The following is a 20350-nucleotide window of genomic DNA, read 5'->3' on the forward strand; positions in this document are numbered from 1 at the left end:
AAAGGACAGGTTGGTTGGGGTTGTGAAGCTCGAACTACAGGGAATCACCAAACGGTTTGGCTCCCTTGTTGCCAATGACAATATCGATCTGGTGGTGAACCCCGGCCAGGTGCACTGCCTCCTCGGTGAGAACGGTGCCGGCAAGTCGACCCTCATGAACGTCCTCTACGGACTGTATGAGCCGAGCGACGGACGCATCCTGGTTGACGGAAAGCCGGTCACCTTCCGCGGTCCCGGTGACGCCATGGCCGCCGGAATCGGCATGGTGCACCAGCACTTCATGCTCATCCCGGTCTTCACCGTCGCGGAAAATGTGGCCCTGGGCGACGAGCACACCAAGGTCGGGGGCATCCTCGATCTCGACAAGACCCGTGCCCGCATCCGTGAGATCTCCGACCGCTACGGTTTCGACGTTGATCCCGATGCCCTCGTTGAAGATCTTCCCGTCGGCGTGCAGCAGCGGGTGGAGATCATCAAGGCACTGGTCCGCAAGGCGGAGGTGCTGATCCTGGACGAGCCCACCGCCGTGCTCACCCCCCAGGAAACCGACGAGCTGATCCAGATCATCGAGGAGCTGAAGGCAGGCGGCACCGCCATCGTGTTCATCTCGCACAAGCTGCGCGAAGTGAAGGCCGTGTCCGATGTCATTACGGTGATCCGGAGGGGCGCCGTCGTCGGAACGGTTGAACCCACCGCCAGCACCGGAGAACTCGCCTCCATGATGGTGGGCAGGCAGGTCAGCCTCAGCCTCAACAAGGCGCCGGCCACGCCCGGCGAAACCACCTTCACGGTACGCAACCTCACGGTCCCCGGGCCCGGTGGGCAGAATCTGGTGGACAACATCAGCTTCGAGATCTCGAAGGGGGAGATCCTGGCAATCGCTGGCGTGCAGGGCAACGGCCAGACCGAGCTCACGGAAGCCATCCTCGGACTGCACCCCCACGCCTCCGGATCCGTCCAGCTCAACGGCAGGGAACTGCTCGGGATGAAGGTCAAGGACATCATCCGCGAAGGCGTGGGTTTTGTTCCCGAAGACCGCAAGGTGGACGGTCTGGTGGGCAGTTTCTCGATCGCCGAGAACATGATCCTGAACTGGTACAACGAGCCCCCCTTCGCCAAGGGACTGGCCATGAAACCTGCAGTGGTGCTCAAGAACGCCCGTGAGAAGGTCGCCGAGTTCGACGTGCGGACCCAGAGTGCCGAAGCACCCGTGAGCACGCTGTCCGGCGGCAACCAGCAGAAGGTGGTCCTGGCCCGTGAACTCTCGCGGCCGTTGAACCTCTTCATTGCCTCGCAGCCCACGCGCGGTGTGGATGTCGGCTCGATCGAATTCCTGCACAAACGCATCGTGACCGAGCGCGACGGCGGCACACCGGTGATGATCGTATCCACCGAACTTGATGAAATCAGTGAACTTGCAGACCGCATTGCGGTCTTGCATGGAGGAGAAATTATGGGCGTGGTGCCCGGCGACACGTCACGCGACGTGCTCGGACTCATGATGGCCGGGATGACGGCCGAGGAAGCCCTGGGACAGGGCCAGCACCGGGAGACCGGGGAGGGAAACCGATGAGCGCCGCCAACAGGGGCACTGGCACCGGGGCCGAGGACACTGCCGCGCCGTCGCCGGCTCCGGGGACAGGTGATACAACGCCGGCACCCGAGGACTCCGAGGACCGCGGCCGCGGCATCCTGAAGAGCATTGTCACCGGCTCCTCCCTCGTGGCGATTCTCGCCGTCGTGCTTTCGATCATCCTCGGCGGGATCCTCATCGCGCTGACCGATGAAGACGTCGCCGCAGCCGCGTCGTATTTCTTCACCCGTCCGACCGACACCCTCGCCGCGGCCTGGGAGGCGGCAAGCAGCGCCTACGTCGCGCTCTTCCAGGGTGCAGTGTTCAACCCGCGCGCCGACTCCCTCGCCCTGATGTTCCGCCCGCTGACCGAGACCTTCACCGTAGCCACGCCGCTCATCCTCGCGGGCCTGGGCGTAGCGGTCGCCTTCCGCGCCGGACTGTTCAACATCGGCGCACAGGGGCAGATCATTCTTGGCGCCATGTTTGCCGGCTGGATCGGTTTCACCTGGCAGCTGCCCTTCGGCCTGCACCTGATCTTTGTGGTGCTGGCAGGCTTTGTGGGCGGCGCGCTGTGGGGGTTCATCCCCGGCATCCTCAAGGCACGCACCGGCGCGCACGAGGTCATCGTCACGATCATGCTGAACTACATCGCCATCTACCTGGTCGGGTACCTGCTCACCACCCCGTCGTTCCAGAATCCGGGATCGGCCAACCCGATCAGTCCGCGGTTGGATGAGACTGCGCTGTTCCCGCAGATCCTCGGTCCGCAGTTCCGCCTGCACCTCGGCTTCATCGTCGCGATTGCTGCGACCTACGGCGTGTGGTGGCTGTTGAACCGGTCGACGGTCGGCTTCGAGCTCCGCGCTGTCGGCGCTAATCCATTCGCCGCACGCACCGCGGGCATCAGCGTGACCAAGGGTTACGTCGTCGTCATGATGCTTGCCGGCGGTCTCGCCGGCCTGGCGGGCGTTGCCCAGGTGGCAGGAACCGAGCAGGTGCTGACCAGCGGTATCGCCGCGAGCTTCGGGTTCGACGCGATCACCGTTGCGCTGCTGGGCAGATCCCATCCGTGGGGCGTGTTCTTCGCGGGCGTGCTGTTCGGGGCGTTCCGTGCGGGAGGCGTGCAGATGCAGACCCTCACCGGCACCCCTATCGACATCGTCCTCGTGGTCCAGTCGCTCATAGTCCTCTTCATCGCCGCGCCGCCCCTGGTCAAGGCGATCTTCCGGATCGACCGGAAGAAGAAGTCCCCAAGGAAACAGAAGGGTAACCAGAATCAGATGACGTCCGGAGGTGCAGCATGAGCATCGCATCATCGGTGACTGATTCACGGGTCACAGGATCATCAACCAGGAGCTGGAAGGCCCCGATCGGGTTCGGCTTCGGAGCCCTTCTGGCACTGATCGTCTTCGCACTCGGCGGGCCGGCAACCACCGCCGTCTTCCGGGTGTCGGATGATTCCGACCGCTTCCGGCTCGCTGACATCGCGCTGCCCGCCAACGTGGTGGGGTGGGTTGTAGCAGTCGTCCTCATAGCGATCACGGTCTACGCTTACCTGCAGGTCCGCCGCGGCGAGAGCATCAACCGCTGGGCGGGCATTGCCTACGCTTTCCTCTTTGTTGTCGGATTCCTCACCTGGGTGGTGGGGATCGCTGATCGGCCAACCATCTCGCTCGCGGGCCTGGTCGCCGGATCGGTGACGCTGGCCATCCCGCTGATCTTCGGATCACTGTCCGGCGTACTGTGCGAGCGCGTCGGCGTCGTCAACATCGCGATCGAGGGCCAGCTGCTTTCCGGAGCGTTTGCCGCCGCCGTTGCCGCCTCAGTGTCGGGCAGCGTCTACGTGGGACTGATCGCCGCGGCCTTCGCCGGCGTGCTCGTGTCTCTGGTCCTCGCGATCTTCAGCATCAAGTACCTGGTGAACCAGATCATCGTCGGCGTGGTCCTGAATGTGCTGGTCTCCGGGCTGACCGGGTTCCTCGCGTCAACGCTCCTGAGCCGCGACTCGGCGACGTTCAACTCGCCGCCGAGCCTGCCGGATATCCGCATCCCGCTCCTTGCGGACATCCCGGTGATCGGGCCCATCCTGTTCCAGCAGACCATCGTCGGCTACTTCATGTACGTCGCCGTCATTGTCATCTGGCTCGGGCTGTACCGGACCAAGTGGGGGCTGCGCGTGCGCGCCGTCGGTGAGCATCCGCAGGCCGCGGACACCATGGGCATCAAGGTCAACGCCACCCGGTTCTGGAATGTCCTCCTGGGCGGCGCTGTCGCCGGGTTCGGCGGTGCGTTCTTCACTTTGGTCTCGGTAAGTACGTTCACACGGGACATGACGGCAGGCCAGGGCTACATTGCCCTCGCTGCGCTCATCTTCGGACGCTGGAACCCGATCGGTGCGTTCTTCGCGGCGCTCCTGTTCGGTTTTGCGACGAACCTGCGCTTTGTCCTGTCCATCATCGGCACGGACGTTCCGAGCCAGTTCCTGGCCATGCTGCCGTACATCGTGACCATCCTGGCGGTCGCAGGCCTTGTTGGGCGGTCCCGGCCGCCGGCAGCCGGCGGCATCCCGTACGTCAAGGAGTAGAGCCATGGGCACCATGGATGAAGCCATCCCGGCAACGACAACAACGACGACGACGGCGGGCGGTGCTGCGCCGGCCGGCTCGCCTGCTGCGGACCTTCCCTGGGCGGAACTCGCCGAAGCTGCAACCGCGGCAATGCGGAAGGCGTACGTCCCGTACTCCAACTTCCCGGTCGGGGCTGCTGCCCTGACGGATGACGGGCGGATCGTTTCCGGCTGCAACGTGGAGAACGCGTCGTACGGGCTCACTCTCTGCGCGGAGTGTTCGCTGGTCAGCCAGCTGCAGATGACCGGCGGCGGCAGGCTCGTCGCCTTCAGCTGCGTGGACGGGGACGGCAACGCACTGATGCCGTGCGGCCGTTGCCGCCAGTTGCTCTATGAATTCCGGGCACCGGGCATGCAGTTGATGACGGTCAGCGGGATTCGAACCATGGACGAGGTGCTGCCCGACGCGTTCGGTCCGCAGCACCTCGCGGACGCGGGCAGGTCAGGGCCCGGCACCACAGAGACAGGAAGCACCACATGAGTGAACAGTTCGACGCCGTTGACATCATCCGCATCAAGCGTGACAGGGGCACCCTGAGCCCGGCCCAGATCGACTGGACCATTGACGCCTACACCCGCGGTGCGATCGCGGACGAGCAGATGGCCGCCCTCAACATGGCGATCCTGCTCAACGGCATGGACCGCACGGAGATCTCCCGCTGGACGGCCGCGATGATCGCCAGCGGCGAGCGAATGGATTTCTCCGCCCTGGGCAAGCCGACCAGCGACAAGCATTCCACCGGCGGAGTGGGGGACAAGATCACCCTTCCGCTCGCGCCGCTGGTCGCCGTCTTCGGTGTCGCCGTGCCGCAGCTTTCCGGACGCGGCCTCGGCCACACCGGAGGCACGCTGGACAAGCTCGAGTCCATTCCGGGTTGGCGCGCCCAGCTCTCGAACGACGAGATGATGGCCCAGTTGGCCGACGTCGGAGCTGTCATCTGTGCAGCCGGCGCCGGGCTCGCTCCTGCCGACAAGAAGCTGTACGCGCTGCGCGACGTCACCGGAACGGTGGAGGCCATTCCGTTAATCGCGTCGTCGATCATGAGCAAGAAGATCGCTGAGGGAACGGGTTCGCTGGTCCTCGATGTGAAGGTGGGCAGCGGTGCGTTCATGAAGGACGAAGCCCAGGCCCGCGAGCTTGCCGAAACCATGGTGGCACTCGGAACGGACGCCGGTGTGAAGACCGTTGCCCTCCTGACCAACATGTCCACCCCGCTCGGGTTGACGGCGGGCAACGCCATCGAGGTCGAGGAATCCGTCGAGGTCCTTGCTGGCGGCGGGCCGCAGGACGTCGTCGAACTGACGGTCCGGCTGGCAGAGGAAATGCTGGGTGCGGCCGGTGTGCGCGATGCTGATCCCGCTCAGGCGCTCAGGGACGGCCGTGCGATGGACGTCTGGAACCGCATGATCGAAGCGCAGGGCGGGGACCCGCGTGCGGCGCTTCCCGTGGCCAGGGAGTCCGAGACCATCTACGCCCCGGCCGATGGAGTCCTCGTCGGGCTCGATGCCCTCGCCGTCGGTGTTGCCGCCTGGCGTCTGGGCGCCGGACGCGCACGCAAGGAAGATGCAGTCCAGGCCGGAGCGGGTGTCCGGCTGCATGCCAAGCCCGGGGCCATGGTCCGCGCGGGTGAGCCGCTGATGACCCTGCTGACTGACACCCCCGAGAAGTTCGACCGCGCGCGTGAGGCGCTGGAGACCGCCGTCGTCATCGCGCCGGACGGTGCGCGTCCGGCGCAGCAGCTCATCATCGACCGCATCGCCTGACCCGCGCCACCCAAGCATCAGGGTCCCAGTCAGGGGCCCTGTCAGGGTGGTCACCTACTACCTGGGGACGAGTTCCGTAGCGGGAACATCACCCCATTGGGCGACGCGGCGAGGCCGGGTCAAACCATAACCTTGGAAAAAGGCTGGATCAGGGGTTCTACAGGGACATACCCCATGGACCCCCCTGATCCGCGGCTGGCATGGTTCTTATAGAAGGTCACTGACCCACCTGGGGCGGCGGCAACCGGAGCCGATCCGCACAATCCAAGGAGCGCAGGTAGTGGACGCGATTTATGCTGTCACGAATGGACTGAGTGATTTCATCCTCAGTACCGCCGAGCAGCCGTGGGTCTACCTGCTGGTGTTTATCTGCTGCACGGTTGACGGGTTTTTTCCGCCTTTTCCCAGCGAGTCAGTGGTGGTGGGGCTCGCATCGCTGATTATCACCGAGGGCGTCCCGAACGCCTGGCTGCTGATCCTCGTCTCTGCCCTCGGAGCGTTCGCCGGTGACAACATCGCCTATCTGATGGGCCGGGGCGTCGGTACTCAGCGCTTCCGGTGGATGCGCCGCCCACGCTCACAGAAGGCTGTTGAGTGGGCGGGCTACGAACTCGAGAAGCGGGCGGCGTCCCTGATCCTGGTTGCACGCTTCATCCCCTTCGGACGCGTGGCGGTCAACCTCACCGCCGGCGCAACCGGCTACTCACGACGGCGTTTCGTTGCTCTGACAGGTATTTCCGCTATTGCCTGGGGCAGCTACTCGGTGGGCATCGGCGCGCTTGCCGGAGCGTGGTTTGAAGACAACCACCTCCTGGGCGTCACGGTTGCGATCGCGATCGCCGTGGTCCTCGGCTTCATTGTCGACCGCATCATCAGCGCCGTACGCGGCTCGACCCCCACGAGGCCGCGCCCCGAGCCGCTGCACCCGCGAACCCCCGAACCGGACAGCGTCGTGGAACCTGCTGCGGAGCCGCTGGCCTCGCGTAGTCTTGGCCTGTGACTGAACCAATGACTTCCCTTGCTCCTGACCTCACCTTCGACATCCGCGCCCTGCCGAAAGTGTCGCTGCACGATCACCTGGATGGCGGCCTCCGGCCCGCGACCATCATCGAACTCGCCGAAGCGGTAGGCCACCAGCTTCCTTCGACTGATCCGGTTGCGCTGGGCCAGTGGTTCCGCGACTCCGCGGACTCCGGTTCCCTGGTGCGCTATCTGGAGACTTTCGACCACACCATCGCGGTCATGCAGACCCGCGAGGGCCTCTCGCGCGTGGCGCAGGAATTCGTGGAAGACCTGGCGGACGACGGCGTGGTCTACGGTGAAGTGCGCTGGGCACCCGAGCAGCACCTCACCGGTGGATTGTCCCTCGACGAGGTTGTCGAGGCGGTCCAGGAAGGTCTCGACGCCGGCGTGGAGGCGGTCGCCGCACGCGGCGGCACCATCCAGGTGGGACAGCTGATCACCGCCATGCGGCATGCCGACCGCGGTCAGGAGATCGCCGAGCTCGCGGTCCGCCACCGTGAGCGCGGGGCTGTGGGCTTCGACATCGCCGGCGCCGAGGACGGCTTCCCCGCCGCACGCTTTGCGGACGCCTTCACCTACCTTGCGCAGCACCAGTTCCCCGCAACGGTGCACGCCGGTGAGGCTGCCGGAGTGGACAGCATCGTCGACGCGCTGGTCAGCGGACGCGCGCAGCGGCTGGGCCACGGCGTGCGTATCGCGGAGGACATCACGGTGGAATTCGGCGACGACGGCGGTTCGGACGCCCCGGTCGGCATGGCCAGCCTGGGACAGGTGGCCGCGTGGGTCCGCGATCGCGGGATTCCCCTGGAGGTCTGCCCTTCGTCGAACCTGCAGACCGGCGCGATCGAGGCCTTCGGCAAGGACATCACGAGCCACCCGATCGACCTCCTGTACCAGCTCGGCTTCAACGTCACCGTCAACACGGACAACCGCCTGATGAGCGGTGTCACGCTCACCGAGGAGTTCGAGCTCCTCGTCGAAACCTTCGACTATGATCTCGACGACCTCCTTGACCTGACCCTCAACGCCGTCGAGGCCGCGTTCCTGCCCCTCGACAGCCGCACCGCCCTCGCGGAGCTCATCGCGCAGGGGTACGACGGCGCCAACGGAGCATGACGGACAGCGCACAGCAGGCGGGAGCCGCCCTCGAGCGGCTGGTCGACGTCATCCGGCAACTCCGGGAGCGCTGCCCCTGGATGGGTACGCTGACCCACGAATCGCTCGCCGAGTACCTGGTTGAGGAGTGCTACGAGCTCCTGGAGGTGCTCGAGGGGCCGGCCAACGCTGATGAACTGCGCTCCGAACTCGGTGACGTTCTCCTGCAGGTGGTGCTCCACGCACGCCTGCAGGAGGAACGCGGTTCCTTTGCCCTGGCGGAGGTCATTGACGGACTCACAGCGAAGATGATCCGGCGGAACGCCCACGTGTTCACTCCCGACGGCGGTCTCCGCGACGTTCCTGCCTCCTCGATCGCGGAAATCGAAGCGTCGTGGCACAGCATCAAGCGGCAGGAGCAGCCGGACTCGACGCCGTTTGCCAGCATCCCGTCGGGGCTCCCGGCGCTCGCATCGGCGGCGAAGACCCTCAAGCGGGCACGACGGAGCGGAACCTCCGCACAGGAGGAGGGCAGCGTCGTGGCGTCCGCTGAGTCAGGCCCCGCATCGGAGGAAGAGCTCGGCGAGGTGCTGCTCGCCGTCGTCGGGCGTGCGGTCGACGCAGGTCTGGATCCGGAACGGGCGCTGCGCGTCGCCGTGCGCAGGTACCAGGACGAACACCTCGCGCGGTCTGGCTCGGCCGAGCCCGCCGTCTCCGAGTGAAAAGACCCCGTCACGGTCGGTCATTGACCGCCGCTTTCAATTAGGCTGAGTACGAATCCCCGCGCAGACGCATCAGCTCACCAGAGTTGAGTTGCGATTCGCTGTCCGTCCGAAGAAACTCCACAGACATGAACAGGAGCATTTCCATGGCAATCATTGATGCCATCCACGCACGTGAAATCCTTGACTCCCGCGGCAACCCCACGGTTGAGGTCGAGGTACTGCTCGACGACGACACCTTCGGCCGCGCGGCTGTTCCCTCCGGTGCCTCCACCGGCGCCTTCGAGGCGAACGAGCGCCGCGACGGGGACAAGGACCGCTACCTCGGCAAGGGCGTCCTCCAGGCTGTTGAAGCGGTCATCGAGCAGATCCAGCCCGCACTCCTCGGTTTCGACGCAGGGGACCAGCGCGCCATCGACCAGGCCATGATCGACCTGGACGGCACCGAGAACAAGTCGAACCTGGGCGCCAACGCCATGCTGGGCGTCTCCCTCGCCATCGCCCGCGCAGCAGCTGAGTCCTCCGCGCTGCCGCTCTACCGCTACCTGGGCGGACCCAACGCACATGTGCTGCCCGTTCCCCTGATGAACATCCTGAACGGCGGATCGCATGCCGATTCCGACGTCGACATCCAGGAATTCATGATCGTTCCCCTGGGCGCCGAGTCTTACTCCGAGGGCCTCCGCTGGGGCGTCGAGGTCTACCACGAGCTCAAGAAGGTCCTGAACGAGAAGGGCCTGGCAACGGGCCTGGGCGACGAGGGCGGCTTCGCTCCCAACCTTCCCTCCAACCGGGATGCCCTTGACCTCATCACCACCGCCGTCGAGCGCGCCGGCTACACACCGGGCACCGACATCGCGTTCGCCCTGGACGTCGCCGCCTCGGAGTTCTACAAGGACGGCGCCTACACCTTCGAGGGCAAGACGCTCGATTCCGCTGCCATGCGCTCCTACTACGAGGACCTGGTGCGCGACTACCCGCTGGTTTCCATCGAAGACCCGCTGGACGAGGAAGACTGGGACGGCTGGAAGGCACTCACCGAGTCCATCGGCGAAAAGGTCCAGCTCGTCGGTGACGACCTCTTCGTGACCAACCCGGTCCGCCTCGAGCGCGGCATCAAGGCTCACACCGCCAACTCGCTGCTCGTGAAGGTGAACCAGATCGGAACGCTCACCGAAACGCTCGACGCCATCTCACTGGCCCAGCGCTCCGGGTACACCACGATCACCTCGCACCGCTCCGGTGAAACCGAAGACACCACCATCGCGGACATCTGCGTGGCAACCAACGCCGGGCAGATCAAGACGGGCGCACCGGCCCGTTCGGAGCGCGTAGCCAAGTACAACCAGCTGCTGCGTATCGAGGAAGAACTGGACGACGCCGCCCGCTACGCGGGACGTTCGGCCTTCCCGCGTTTCACTGCCTGATTGGCCCCTCATCGGCGGTTACCCTCGTTAAGAAGGTAACCGCCGTCGTCGGGCATTTCCGCAAGCTGACGGCCGTACACAGCGTGAACAAGGAGTCCGATGTCCACCCGACGCCCCAGCGTGCCCCGCACAACACGGGCGCGCACTGACGGGCAGAGGCAGCAGACGCCGCAGGTGAAGCGCCCTGGCACCCAGGGCGCTTCACTGCGTTCAACACCGTCGGGTTCAGGCCGCAAGACGGGGACGCCGCCGGCACCGCAGGGCGCCGCCCGTTCTGCCGCGTCGCCGGCACCGCGCAAAAAAACTTCCCCGTCCGAAGCCCGTGCTGCGGAACGGTCCCACCTGGCTGGGGCCATTCGAACCGCGAGTGCATCGTTCCGCCGGCCGGCTGACCGCGTAATCGTTCCGGCGGAGGACGCCGAGCCGATCCCAGCGAAAGCCTTCTCCGGCCGGCTGCTGGCGCTCGCCGTCGTACTGGTGACAATCATCGTGCTGCTGGCACCCTCGGTCCGTACCTATCTGCAGCAGCAGGCGGAAACCGAAGCCCTGCAGGATCGCATCGCGGCTCTGCAGCAGGAGCAGGGCGTCCTTGAAACGCAGATCGCCCGGTGGGAAGATCCCGCGTACATCAAGCAGCAGGCCCGCGACCGGCTCTTCCTGGTCATGCCCGGGGAAACCCGCTATCTGGTCAAGGGCGGAACGGCCGTGGAAACCGCGGAGGAGCAGCAGTCCGCCGCGGCGCCGGCGGATCTGCCGTGGGCGGATGCCCTCTGGGAATCTGTGGAGCGGGCTGCCACCGACTAACCTTGGTTCCCGACAGGTAGAACCGACAGGTAGAGCAGGTTCAGGAAGGACCGCAGTGACGGAATCGATTTCGCTTGCCCCCACACCGGCTGATCTCGAGACCCTCAGCCGGCAGTTGGGGCGTCCGGTCCGCGACGTCGTCGAGATCGGTGCCCGGTGCGTCTGCGGCAATCCGCTGGTGGCGACCACCGCGCCGCGGCTCAGCAACGGCATTCCCTTTCCCACCACGTACTACCTCACCCATCCGGTCATCACTGCTGCCGTGTCCCGCCTGGAAGCCGGCGGGACCATGACCGAAATGACGGAGCGGCTCGAACAGGACAGCGAGCTCGCGGCCCGCTACCGGCAGGCCCATGAGGCTTACCTGCGTGCCCGGTCTGAGATCGGGGAGCGCAGCGGCATCGGTCCCGTGCCGGAGATCGATGGCGTATCAGCCGGAGGGATGCCCTCGCGCGTCAAATGCCTCCATGTTCTGGTGGGTCATTCCCTCGCCGCGGGCCCCGGCGTGAATCCGCTGGGAGACGAGGCGCTGGCCGGCATCTCGGAGTGGTGGACTGTGGAGGAGTGCCGCTGTGTCGGCGCGTGGGACACCAGTGGGAACGCACCGAACCGCGACCTCAGCCGGCATGTGAAGACCCAGGGGCTCAGTCCTGAGGAACTGGATGCCAAACGTGCCGAACGTCGAACGAGCGAAGGGAAGGGCTGACATGCGCACTGCAGCCATTGACTGCGGAACCAATTCGATCCGCTTGCTGATCGCGGATGTCGACGGCGGGGCAGGACTGACCGACGTCGTCCGCCTGATGCGGGTGGTGCGCCTCGGCGAAGGGGTGGACGCCACCGGAACGCTTTCCGAAGCAGCGCTGGACCGGACATTCAAGGCCGTGGATGAGTACGCGGCACTGATCAAGGAGCACGACGCCGGGCGGATCCGCTTCGTGGCGACGTCAGCAACGCGGGATGCGAGCAACCGGGACGTCTTTGTCGCCGGCGTGCGGGACCGCCTCGGCGTTGAGCCGGAGGTTGTCAGCGGCGACGAGGAGGCAGAGCTGTCGTTCTCCGGCGCGGCGAGCGTGCTGGCGGGGGAGAGCGATGCCGCGGTGCTGGTGGTGGATCTGGGCGGCGGAAGCACCGAGTTCGTCGTCGGCACCGGCAATCAGGTGATTGCTGCGCGCAGCATGGACATGGGGTGCGTACGTTTCACGGAGCGCTTCCTGCGCTCGGACCCACCGACGGAGCAGGAGATCGCCGCTGCCGAGGAAGAGATCGGCCGGATGATCGACGAGGCGAACGCCGAGGTCAACCTTGCCTCGGTACACGGCGTCATCGGCGTGGCCGGGAGCATCACCACCGTTACTGCGCACGCGCTGAGGCTTCCGGAGTATCAGCCGGAGCGGATCCACGGCACGTCCCTGACCGTCGAAGAAATCGACGCCGCCACCACCTCCCTGCTCCACCTGCCCCGTTCCGAACGCGCAGCGTTGCCCTATATGCACCCCGGGCGGGTGGATGTCATCGGAGCGGGCGCCCTGATCTGGCGGACTATTGTCCGGCGGGTTGCTGACGCCACTCAGGGCCGCGTGCAGAGCGCCGCGGCGAGTGAGCACGACATCCTGGACGGCATCGCCCTCAGCGCCGCCTCCCGGGGGGAACGCGGATGACGGTCGCCCCAGCGCCTTCCCGCGTCCTCATTCCCCGGTCGATTGCCGCCGTCGTGCTTGCAGTGGGTCTTGCGTCCGGCGTCGTCATCCCGGTGGGAAGCGCGGCGGCCCACGGCGGGGAGCTTCGTGAGCGTGAGTACTGGCTTGAGGATTACGGAATCACCGAGGCGTGGGAAGACACCAAGGGTGCCGGGGTGACGGTCGCGGTGATCGACAGCGGGGTGGACGGAAGCCACCCTGATCTGCAAGGCGTGGTCACCGGCGGAACAGATGTGTCCGGAGCAGGAGCGCCGGACGGGCAACGTGGAATCGGCGAAGTGCCCGAACACGGCACACTGGTGGCGAGTTTGATTGCCGGCCGCGGTCACGAACCCGAAGAGCCGGCACCAAGCCCATCCGTGTCGCCGTCCGGCACTGCTTCGCCGTCGGCTACACCCTCGGGCTCCGCCCCGCCGCCATCGTCTGCTGAGGCTGAGGCGTCCGCCCCGCCGTCGCCATCGCCGTCGCCGGCGGAGTCTGGGGAGGCTGAAGATTCGGAAAAACCGGAAGAGTCTGCAGTCAAGGCTGCGGGGCGGGGGTCGGACGGTGTCGTCGGCGTTGCTCCCGAATCCGAGTTGCTGGCCGTCTCGCTCTGGATCGGCGGCGAGAACACCGGCGCCAACCCCGCAGGGGTGAGCATTGACGACCAGATTCCCGACGCCGTGCGCTGGGCTGTGGATAACGGGGCTTCCGTGATCAACATGTCGCTGGGCAGCACCTCTCCCACCTGGCCGGAGAGCTGGGACGAGGCGTTCCTCTATGCGGAACAGAACGACGTCGTCATTGTCGCCGCTGCCGGGAACCGGGCGGGAGGTTCTGTGCAGGTGGGTGCGCCGGCCACGATGCCCGGCGTGCTGGCTGTGGGCGGCCTGGACGCGGAGGGTGCGGCGAGCCGGGAGTCGTCATCCGAGGGCATCAGCATCGGTATTGCGGCGCCGGCTGAGAACCTCGTCGGCGCGCTGCCGGGCGGCCTGTACGCAAGCAAATGGTCCGGAACCTCCGGTGCTGCGCCCCTGGTCTCCGGCGTCGCGGCGCTCATCCGTGCCAAGTATCCGGACCTGACCGCTCCGCAGGTCATCAACCGGATCATCATGACCGCACGCGATGCCGGCATCCCCGGCCAGGACACCATCTACGGTCACGGGATCCTCGACGCCGCCGCCGCCGTCAATGCCGACCTCACCGTTCCCGAAGAACGGTTGCTCGGTGCCGGCGGCGTGGTGAGCATGGCCCAGTACATCGAGACGTACCGGCGCGGCGACGTGCCTCCGCCTCCACCGCCGGAACCGACCCCCTCCGAGGAACCGCTGCCCGACATCCCTGAACCGACCGTCCCGGCAGCCGCGGAACGTGCGTCAGCTACCACGTCGCTGCCGGCCTTCATCGTGTTCGGATTCGGCGGGCTGATCCTCTGTATTGTGCTCGGCGGGACGTATCAGGTGATCCGGGTGTACCGGGGCGGCGGAGCGGAAACCGACGGCAACAGCAGCTAGTGAAGATTTTCACAAAGTCCGGTACGCTGGTTTCATGGCTCAAACCTCCAAGTTTTCTGATCGTCCCCGGATCCTTGTTGTCGGCGGCGGCTACGTCGGTCTGTACGTAGCCCACAAGCTGCAGAAGAAGGTGAAGGATCACGGCGGAATTGTCACGCTCGTTGATCCTTTGCCCTACATGACCTACCAGCCGTTCCTCCCCGAGGTAGCCGGTGGCAACATCGAGGCGCGTCACGCCGTCGTCTCCCACCGCATGCATCTGACTGACACCGAGCTCATCTCGGGCAAGGTCACAGGCGTCAACCACTCCTCGCGGTCCGCAACCGTTGAACCAGCTGACGGCAGTGAGCCGTTCGAGCTGAACTACCGGGACATCGTCATTGCGGCCGGTGCCATTACGCGCACCTTCCCAATCGAGGGTCTCGCTGAGGAGGGCATCGGCCTCAAGACCATCGAGGAAGCCGTCGCCCTGCGCAACCAGCTCCTCGAGCGCATCGAGACCGGCTCCCTGATGGAACCGGGCGCCGAGCGTGACCGTGCGCTGACCTTCGTCGTCGTCGGCGGCGGGTTCGCAGGCATCGAGGCGCTTGCAGAGATGGAAGATCTCGCCCGCGCGGCCGTCAAGAAGAACAAGCGTCTTGACCGTTCGGACATCCGCTTCGTGCTGGTGGAGGCCATGGGCCGCATCATGCCCGAGGTCACCGAAGATCAAGCCAAGTGGGTTGTGCAGCACTTGCAGGCCCGCGGTGTACAGGTCAAGCTGAACACCTCGCTGGCCAGCGCCAAGGACGGCCGGCTCAAGCTCATCAATATGCCGGACAAATCCCCGGCGGACGAGTTCGAGACAGACACCCTGGTGTGGACTGCCGGCGTGCAGGCCAACCCCGTGGTCCGGAACACCGACTTCCCGATCGACGAGCGCGGCCGCGTCCGTGCCAGCGCTGAGCTGCGCATCACCGGCGACGACGGCCCCCTGGACGGCGCCTGGGCAGCCGGTGACGTCTCCGCAGTGCCTGACCTCTCCGGCGGCGGCGTGGGCGGCTTCTGCGTCCCCAACGCGCAGCACGCTGTGCGGCAGGCCAGGCTCCTCGCCGACAACATCTACGCCGAGCGCTACGGCGTTGGCCGCGTCCGGGAATACAGGCACAAGAACCTCGGCGCAGTCGCCGGGTTCGGCCAGTACAAGGGCGTCGCCAACATCATGGGCTTCGGCATGCGCGGACTGCCCGCGTGGCTTGCGCACCGCGGCTACCACGGCATGGCAATGCCCATGTTCGAGCGCAAGGCGCGCGTTGTGGGCAACTGGGTGCTTGGTTTCGTCTTCGGCCGTGACACCACCCAGCTGATGGACCTGCAGACCCCGCGCCGCCAGTTCCGCGAGGCCGCTACTCCTCCGCCGAAGAAGCAGGAGACTCCGTCACTGGACAAGAACCGCTCGGAAGACACAGAGAAGACCAAGGCCAAGGCCTAGCATCTGTTTCAGGCGACGGCGGCACCTTTCGCAGGTGCCGCCGTCGTTGTTTAACCGGCTAGAGTTCTGGATCGTGAGAATCCGCCCTGAGACACCGACTGACCGCCCCGCCGCGCTTGCCGTCACGGAGGCCGCTTTCGCCTCCCGTGCAAGCGGCGGACGGACCGTCGAAGCGGTCCTGCTGGAACGGCTCTGGGAGAGCCCTGCGTACCTCCCTGCGCTGTCCCTGGTGGCAGAGGACGACGACGGCGCCATCTGCGGTTACGTCATCACCACCCGCGCACACATCGGTCAGGTTCCATCCCTTGGTCTCGGACCGATCGGCGTGCTGCCGGAGCGTCAGGGGCAGGGCATCGGCAGGTTGCTGCTGGAGGAGTCCATTGCGCGTGCAACGGCCCTGGACGAGCCCTGCCTGGTGCTGCTGGGCAGCCCACTGATCTACGGACGGTTCGGCTTCGTTCGGGCAGATGAGCGCGGAGTGCTTCCTCCGGAGCCGGCCTGGGGAGCGGACTTCATGGTCCGGGCACTCACCGGTGCTCCGCTACCGACCGGTAACTTCCGGTACGCCCCTCCCTTCGACGCGCTGTGAGGGTTCTGGGACGTACGGTCGATGATCAAACACGCTGTGTGCACTACCGGACGGAGCTGGACGTCGTCGCGATCCGGTTCAGGTGCTGCGGCGAGTTCTATCCCTGCCACCTGTGCCATGCGGAGACGACCTGCCACGACGCCGCCGTATGGCCCCCTGCGGAGTACGGCACGCAGGCGATTCTGTGCGGTGTCTGCGGGCACACCATGTCCATCCGGGACTACCTGGAGGCTGACGGATGTTCCTCGTGCACAGCGCCGTTCAATCCGGGTTGCCGGCTGCACAAGCACCTGTATTTTGGGCCCGAAGAGCGCTGACTGCGCGGGGTCGGAGACAGTGCCCCAGGTGGGACTCGAACCCACACTGTGAAGATTTTAAGTCTCCTGCCTCTGCCATTGGGCTACTGGGGCGTAACTTCCGGTGGACCGTCCTGCGGGGATTCCACCAGAGCATCCCATCAAGAATACGCGAACCAAGCGCACGTCCAGCCGATTCCGATCGTGGGCTAGTCAAGACCCCTGTGACGAGCGTTACAAGGATGTAACCAGATTTGCTTATCTTGGACACGTTTTTGCACTAGCTTTTTCACATACCAGGAACACCTGGTGATCGCATCAAAGGCTGATCGAGTCTTTCGGTCGAGGAGATAAATTTCATGACAGCAACACGTAACTCCGCGCGGTTCAGCATCGGGGAGAATGCTCCGCGCGCAGCGAAGATTGCGGCCCTGAGTCTGGGAGTCGCACTTTTCGCATCTGCCTGCGGTGGAAATCCCACCCCCGAAGGAGACGGCGCCTCACCAGCGGACGGCGCATCTTCGGCAGCGGCAGCGTCGGGACTGACCTGTCCCGAGAGTCAGGGCGGCGCAGCCCCCGAGCCCGGCGAGAAGGGCGACCCGAGTGCAGTACCTGAGGCGGAAACTACGTCCGAATCTCCCCTGGTGCTCGGATCCCTCCTGCCGACAACAGGCGCCCTCGCATTCCTCGGTCCTCCCGAAATTGCAGGCGTAAACCTCGCCGCACAGGAGATCAACGAGGCCGGCGGCGTGCTCGGCCAGGACATCGAGATCATCCACCGCGATTCCGGTGACACAACCACTGACATCGCAACGCAGTCTGTAACCGACCTCCTGTCCCAGGATGTCAGCGCGATTGTTGGTGCGGCGTCGTCGGGCGTATCGCAGACGGTGATCAACCAGATCACCGGTGACGGCGTCATTCAGATGTCGCCTGCCAACACCTCGCCGGACTTCACCGACTGGGATGACAACGGCCTCTACTGGCGCACCGCTCCGTCCGACGTCCTGCAGGGCCGCGTGCTCGGCAACTACATCATGGCCTGTGGTGCACAGACCGTGGGCATGATCGTACTCAACGATGCGTACGGCACGGGCCTCCAGGCCAGCATCAAGGAAGCCGTCGAAAGCGCCGGCGGCCAGATTGTCGCAGAGGAACTCTTCAATGAGGGTGACTCGCAGTTCAGCAGCCAGGTTGACGCGCTCGTCGCGGCCGAGCCTGACGCGTACGTGGTGATCAGCTTCGACCAGGCCAACAGCATCGTTCCGCTGATGACCGGTCAGGGCGTTGACCCCAACGCGATGTTCTTCGTTGACGGCAACACGGCCGACTACAGCGAAGACCTCGATCCGGGGACACTCGCAGGCGCGCAGGGCACCCAGCCCGGTTCCTTCGCAGGTGACCAGTTCAAGGAAGCCCTGGCTGGGATCGACGACAGCCTGAACGTCTGGAACTACGCAGGTGAAAGCTACGACGCCGTAAACCTCATTGCCCTCGCCGCAGATGCAGCGGGAAGCATTGACGGCGCAGCGATCGCAGCCGAGCTTGAGGCCGCTTCCAAGGAGGGTACGGAGTGCTTCGACTACGCAGGCTGCGTCACCCTGCAGCGCAACGGTGAAGATATCGACTACCAGGGCATCTCCGGCCCGATCACCTTCGACGAGAACGGTGATCCGACCGAAGCCTTCATCGGAATCTACGAGTTCGATGAGAACAATACCCCGCAGCCTTACCGCTCCGAGGCAGGACAGCTCTAGAACCACCAGCACCATCTGATTCACTCGCACAGTACAGAAGAACCCCTCCCAGCCTGGGAGGGGTTCTTCTGCGTGAGCGGAGCCCCACCGCAGATGGGATGGCCCCGACCCTCCAGGACACCCCAGGAGGCAGTAGAGGCCCCAGGACGCAGTAGAGGCCCCCTCCTGGCGGAGAGGGCCTCTACAAGCTCGGGACTACGCCGGACTAAGGACTACGCCGTGTCGGCGAGCGTTCCGAGGTAGAGCTGGATGACCTTCGGGTCCTTCATGAGCTCGCGTCCGGTGCCGGTGTAGGCGTCCTTGCCCTGGTCGAGGACATACGCGCGGTCGCAGATCTGCAGGCACCGCCGGGCGTTCTGCTCCACCATGATGACCGAGACGCCGGCCCGGTTGATCTCATGGACGCGGAGGAAGGTCTCATCCTGCTTGACCGGGGACAGGCCGGCGGACGGCTCGTCAAGGAGCAGCACTGCCGGTTCCATCATGAGCGCCCGGCCCATCGCCACCATCTGCCGCTCACCACCCGAGAGCGAGCCGGCGCGCTGGGCCCGCCGCTTGCCGAGCTCCGGGAAAAGGCCCGTGACGAAGTCGAAGCGTTCCTTGAAGTCCTTGGGCCGCTGGTACATGCCCATCTGAAGGTTCTCTTCGATGGTCAGGGTGGCGAAGACGTTGTTGTTCTGCGGGACGAATCCCACGCCCTTGCTGACCAGCTTGTTGGCTTTCAGCCCGGTGATGTCCTGGTCCCGCACCACGACGGTGCCGGAGTGCACTTTCACCAGGCCGAACATTGCCTTCAGCAGGGTCGACTTCCCTGCGCCGTTGGGACCGATGATTCCGATCAGTTCACCCGACCGCGCCTCGATTGAGCAACCGTTCAGGATGTTGACGCCGGGGAGATAACCCGCCACCAGGTCGGTGACCTTCACGACGGACTTGCCGGGCATCGCCTCTGCGCCTGTGGGCCGCTGTGATCCTGCGGTTCCCGCGTTTTCGCTCATGGCCGCTTCTCCTCTGTTCCTGTGTCTCGGGCGGTGCCCTCAAGCTCGGTGATCCGGGTGTGGTCCAGGAGGCCCGCGTCCTCGGTTCCCACCACAGACTCCGTGTCGTGGGAGAGCTCGGCTTCGAGCTTCTCCACACCGTGGGAGTCGCCCAGGTCAACATCGTGGTGTGCCCCGAGGTAGGCGTCGATGACCGCCGGATCCTTCATGACGACGTCGGGAGTTCCCTCCGCGACGACGCGGCCTTCCGCCATGACCACCACCCAGTCGGCGACGTGCCGGACCATGTGCATGTCGTGTTCGACGAACAGGACGGTCATGCCGTCTGCCTTGAGGTTTTTGACATGGTCGAGCAGGGACTGGGTGAGTGCGGGGTTCACGCCTGCCATCGGCTCGTCAAGCATCACCAGGCGGGGCTTGACCATCAGCGCCCGTGCCATCTCCAGCAGCTTGCGCTGCCCGCCGGAGAGCGAGGCGGCGTAGTCGTCGGTCTTCGTGTCGAGCTTGAACTTTTTCAGCAGGACCTCGGCCTGGCCGGTGATCTCCTTTTCACGGCCGCCCCACAGGCCCTTGAAGAGGGCACGTGCGAGGCTCTCACCCGGCTGGTCCGTAGCGCCGAGGCGCATGTTCTCCATGACGGTGAGCTTGCCCATGATCTTGGTCAGCTGAAACGTGCGGACCATGCCGAGTCGCGCCACCTTGTAGGGCGCGACGCCGGCCAGCGACTGGCCGTCGAAGGTCCACTCCCCGCTCTGCGGGGAATCGAACCCGGTGAGCAGGTTGAACAGGGTGGTCTTGCCCGCCCCATTGGGCCCGATGAGCGCGGTGATCTTGTTCCGCGGGATCTCGAGGTAGTCCACATCGACGGCGTTGACGCCTCCGAAGCTCCGGGTGACGTTCTTGGCCGTCAGGATCGGGTCGCGCTTGGTGCAGCCCGGGCCGGGGGTGTCCTCAGTGATGGGCCGTGAGTCGGTCATGTAGTCGATCTCGTCAGTCGGGGAACCGGTGG

The 20350-nt window shown here is 65.5% G+C and carries 19 protein-coding genes and 1 tRNA gene; 17 read left to right on the forward strand and 3 right to left on the reverse strand.

The window, feature by feature from the left end; genetic code table 11:
* Nucleotides 1–22: 22 nt before the first annotated feature.
* The 16 genes from JOD47_RS12965 to JOD47_RS13040 all read left to right on the forward strand — a co-directional run bounded on the left by JOD47_RS12965 (nucleotide 23) and on the right by JOD47_RS13040 (nucleotide 16607).
* A complete protein-coding gene (locus tag JOD47_RS12965; RefSeq protein WP_204534825.1) occupies nucleotides 23–1573 on the forward strand; it encodes an ABC transporter ATP-binding protein in 1551 nt (516 codons plus the stop codon).
* Complete coding sequence (locus JOD47_RS12970) at nucleotides 1570–2880, forward strand: ABC transporter permease (protein WP_204534826.1); 1311 nt, start codon at nucleotides 1570–1572, stop codon at nucleotides 2878–2880. Before JOD47_RS12965 ends, JOD47_RS12970 begins: the two co-directional genes overlap by 4 nt.
* On the forward strand, nucleotides 2877–4160 hold the full coding sequence (locus JOD47_RS12975; RefSeq protein ID WP_204534827.1) for an ABC transporter permease: 1284 nt from the start codon (nucleotides 2877–2879) through the stop codon (nucleotides 4158–4160). Before JOD47_RS12970 ends, JOD47_RS12975 begins: the two co-directional genes overlap by 4 nt.
* Before the next feature lie 13 nt (nucleotides 4161–4173).
* On the forward strand, nucleotides 4174–4683 hold the full coding sequence (locus JOD47_RS12980) for a cytidine deaminase (RefSeq protein ID WP_204536698.1): 510 nt from the start codon (nucleotides 4174–4176) through the stop codon (nucleotides 4681–4683).
* Nucleotides 4680–5966: a thymidine phosphorylase gene (locus tag JOD47_RS12985; protein ID WP_204534828.1), complete on the forward strand. Its 1287-nt coding sequence runs from the start codon at nucleotides 4680–4682 to the stop codon at nucleotides 5964–5966. The genes JOD47_RS12980 and JOD47_RS12985 overlap by 4 nt, the downstream gene beginning before the upstream one ends.
* A gap of 280 nt (nucleotides 5967–6246) precedes the next feature.
* Complete coding sequence (locus JOD47_RS12990; RefSeq protein WP_204534829.1) at nucleotides 6247–6966, forward strand: DedA family protein; 720 nt, start codon at nucleotides 6247–6249, stop codon at nucleotides 6964–6966.
* Entirely contained in the window at nucleotides 6963–8105 is a 1143-nt protein-coding gene (locus JOD47_RS12995; protein WP_204534830.1) for an adenosine deaminase, read from the forward strand. The genes JOD47_RS12990 and JOD47_RS12995 overlap by 4 nt, the downstream gene beginning before the upstream one ends.
* Complete coding sequence (locus JOD47_RS13000) at nucleotides 8102–8806, forward strand: MazG nucleotide pyrophosphohydrolase domain-containing protein (protein WP_239548103.1); 705 nt, start codon at nucleotides 8102–8104, stop codon at nucleotides 8804–8806. The genes JOD47_RS12995 and JOD47_RS13000 overlap by 4 nt, the downstream gene beginning before the upstream one ends.
* A gap of 146 nt (nucleotides 8807–8952) precedes the next feature.
* Nucleotides 8953–10233, forward strand: a complete 1281-nt coding sequence (eno, locus tag JOD47_RS13005; RefSeq protein WP_204534831.1) for a phosphopyruvate hydratase — start codon at nucleotides 8953–8955, stop codon at nucleotides 10231–10233.
* Between the two features lie 99 nt (nucleotides 10234–10332).
* Complete coding sequence (locus JOD47_RS13010; RefSeq protein WP_204534833.1) at nucleotides 10333–11037, forward strand: FtsB family cell division protein; 705 nt, start codon at nucleotides 10333–10335, stop codon at nucleotides 11035–11037.
* Between the two features lie 55 nt (nucleotides 11038–11092).
* Nucleotides 11093–11743 carry a DUF501 domain-containing protein gene (locus JOD47_RS13015; RefSeq protein ID WP_307836281.1) on the forward strand — a complete coding sequence of 217 codons (651 nt, stop codon included), beginning with the start codon at nucleotides 11093–11095 and terminating at the stop codon, nucleotides 11741–11743.
* Nucleotide 11744: 1 nt separating this feature from the next.
* Nucleotides 11745–12698, forward strand: a complete 954-nt coding sequence (locus JOD47_RS13020; RefSeq protein WP_204534835.1) for a Ppx/GppA phosphatase family protein — start codon at nucleotides 11745–11747, stop codon at nucleotides 12696–12698.
* Nucleotides 12695–14230, forward strand: a complete 1536-nt coding sequence (locus tag JOD47_RS13025) for a S8 family serine peptidase (protein ID WP_204534836.1) — start codon at nucleotides 12695–12697, stop codon at nucleotides 14228–14230. The genes JOD47_RS13020 and JOD47_RS13025 overlap by 4 nt, the downstream gene beginning before the upstream one ends.
* Before the next feature lie 34 nt (nucleotides 14231–14264).
* A complete protein-coding gene (locus JOD47_RS13030; protein WP_204534837.1) occupies nucleotides 14265–15701 on the forward strand; it encodes an NAD(P)/FAD-dependent oxidoreductase in 1437 nt (478 codons plus the stop codon).
* A 73-nt stretch (nucleotides 15702–15774) separates the two neighbouring features.
* Nucleotides 15775–16290 (forward strand): GNAT family N-acetyltransferase, encoded by a 516-nt coding sequence (locus JOD47_RS13035; RefSeq protein ID WP_204534838.1) that lies wholly within the window; start codon nucleotides 15775–15777, stop codon nucleotides 16288–16290.
* Between the two features lie 38 nt (nucleotides 16291–16328).
* Nucleotides 16329–16607 carry a CHY zinc finger protein gene (locus JOD47_RS13040; RefSeq protein WP_204534839.1) on the forward strand — a complete coding sequence of 93 codons (279 nt, stop codon included), beginning with the start codon at nucleotides 16329–16331 and terminating at the stop codon, nucleotides 16605–16607.
* A gap of 20 nt (nucleotides 16608–16627) precedes the next feature.
* On the opposite strand, the gene JOD47_RS13045 is transcribed toward JOD47_RS13040, so the two are convergent.
* A tRNA-Leu gene (locus tag JOD47_RS13045) sits at nucleotides 16628–16700 on the reverse strand.
* A gap of 245 nt (nucleotides 16701–16945) precedes the next feature.
* Between JOD47_RS13045 and JOD47_RS13050 the strand changes: the two genes are divergently transcribed.
* On the forward strand, nucleotides 16946–18343 hold the full coding sequence (locus tag JOD47_RS13050) for an ABC transporter substrate-binding protein (RefSeq protein ID WP_204534841.1): 1398 nt from the start codon (nucleotides 16946–16948) through the stop codon (nucleotides 18341–18343).
* Nucleotides 18344–18555: 212 nt separating this feature from the next.
* Here the strand turns inward: JOD47_RS13050 and JOD47_RS13055 are convergent, their stop codons facing one another.
* Nucleotides 18556–19287 (reverse strand): ABC transporter ATP-binding protein, encoded by a 732-nt coding sequence (locus JOD47_RS13055; protein ID WP_204536702.1) that lies wholly within the window; start codon nucleotides 19285–19287, stop codon nucleotides 18556–18558.
* A gap of 50 nt (nucleotides 19288–19337) precedes the next feature.
* Nucleotides 19338–20318: an ABC transporter ATP-binding protein gene (locus JOD47_RS13060; RefSeq protein ID WP_239548568.1), complete on the reverse strand. Its 981-nt coding sequence runs from the start codon at nucleotides 20316–20318 to the stop codon at nucleotides 19338–19340.
* Between the last annotated feature and the right edge of the window lie 32 nt (nucleotides 20319–20350).

The sequence above is a fragment of the Arthrobacter tumbae genome (assembly GCF_016907495.1).
GTDB classification, from domain to species: domain Bacteria; phylum Actinomycetota; class Actinomycetes; order Actinomycetales; family Micrococcaceae; genus Arthrobacter_D; species Arthrobacter_D tumbae.

Bases quoted from the DNA above. Each gene is read 5' to 3' on its own strand.
- JOD47_RS12970 (WP_204534826.1), top strand. From the start codon at position 1,570: ATGAGCGCCGCCAACAGGGGCACTGGCACCGGGGCCGAGGACACTGCC.
- JOD47_RS12975 (WP_204534827.1), top strand. From the start codon at position 2,877: ATGAGCATCGCATCATCGGTGACTGATTCACGGGTCACAGGATCATCA.
- JOD47_RS12980 (WP_204536698.1), top strand. From the start codon at position 4,174: ATGGATGAAGCCATCCCGGCAACGACAACAACGACGACGACGGCGGGC.
- JOD47_RS12985 (WP_204534828.1), top strand. From the start codon at position 4,680: ATGAGTGAACAGTTCGACGCCGTTGACATCATCCGCATCAAGCGTGAC.
- JOD47_RS13000 (WP_239548103.1), top strand. From the start codon at position 8,102: ATGACGGACAGCGCACAGCAGGCGGGAGCCGCCCTCGAGCGGCTGGTC.
- eno (WP_204534831.1), top strand. From the start codon at position 8,953: ATGGCAATCATTGATGCCATCCACGCACGTGAAATCCTTGACTCCCGC.
- JOD47_RS13010 (WP_204534833.1), top strand. From the start codon at position 10,333: ATGTCCACCCGACGCCCCAGCGTGCCCCGCACAACACGGGCGCGCACT.
- JOD47_RS13020 (WP_204534835.1), top strand. From the start codon at position 11,745: ATGCGCACTGCAGCCATTGACTGCGGAACCAATTCGATCCGCTTGCTG.
- JOD47_RS13025 (WP_204534836.1), top strand. From the start codon at position 12,695: ATGACGGTCGCCCCAGCGCCTTCCCGCGTCCTCATTCCCCGGTCGATT.
- JOD47_RS13030 (WP_204534837.1), top strand. From the start codon at position 14,265: ATGGCTCAAACCTCCAAGTTTTCTGATCGTCCCCGGATCCTTGTTGTC.
- JOD47_RS13050 (WP_204534841.1), top strand. From the start codon at position 16,946: ATGACAGCAACACGTAACTCCGCGCGGTTCAGCATCGGGGAGAATGCT.
- JOD47_RS13055 (WP_204536702.1), bottom strand. From the start codon at position 19,287: ATGCCCGGCAAGTCCGTCGTGAAGGTCACCGACCTGGTGGCGGGTTAT.
- JOD47_RS13060 (WP_239548568.1), bottom strand. From the start codon at position 20,318: ATGACCGACTCACGGCCCATCACTGAGGACACCCCCGGCCCGGGCTGC.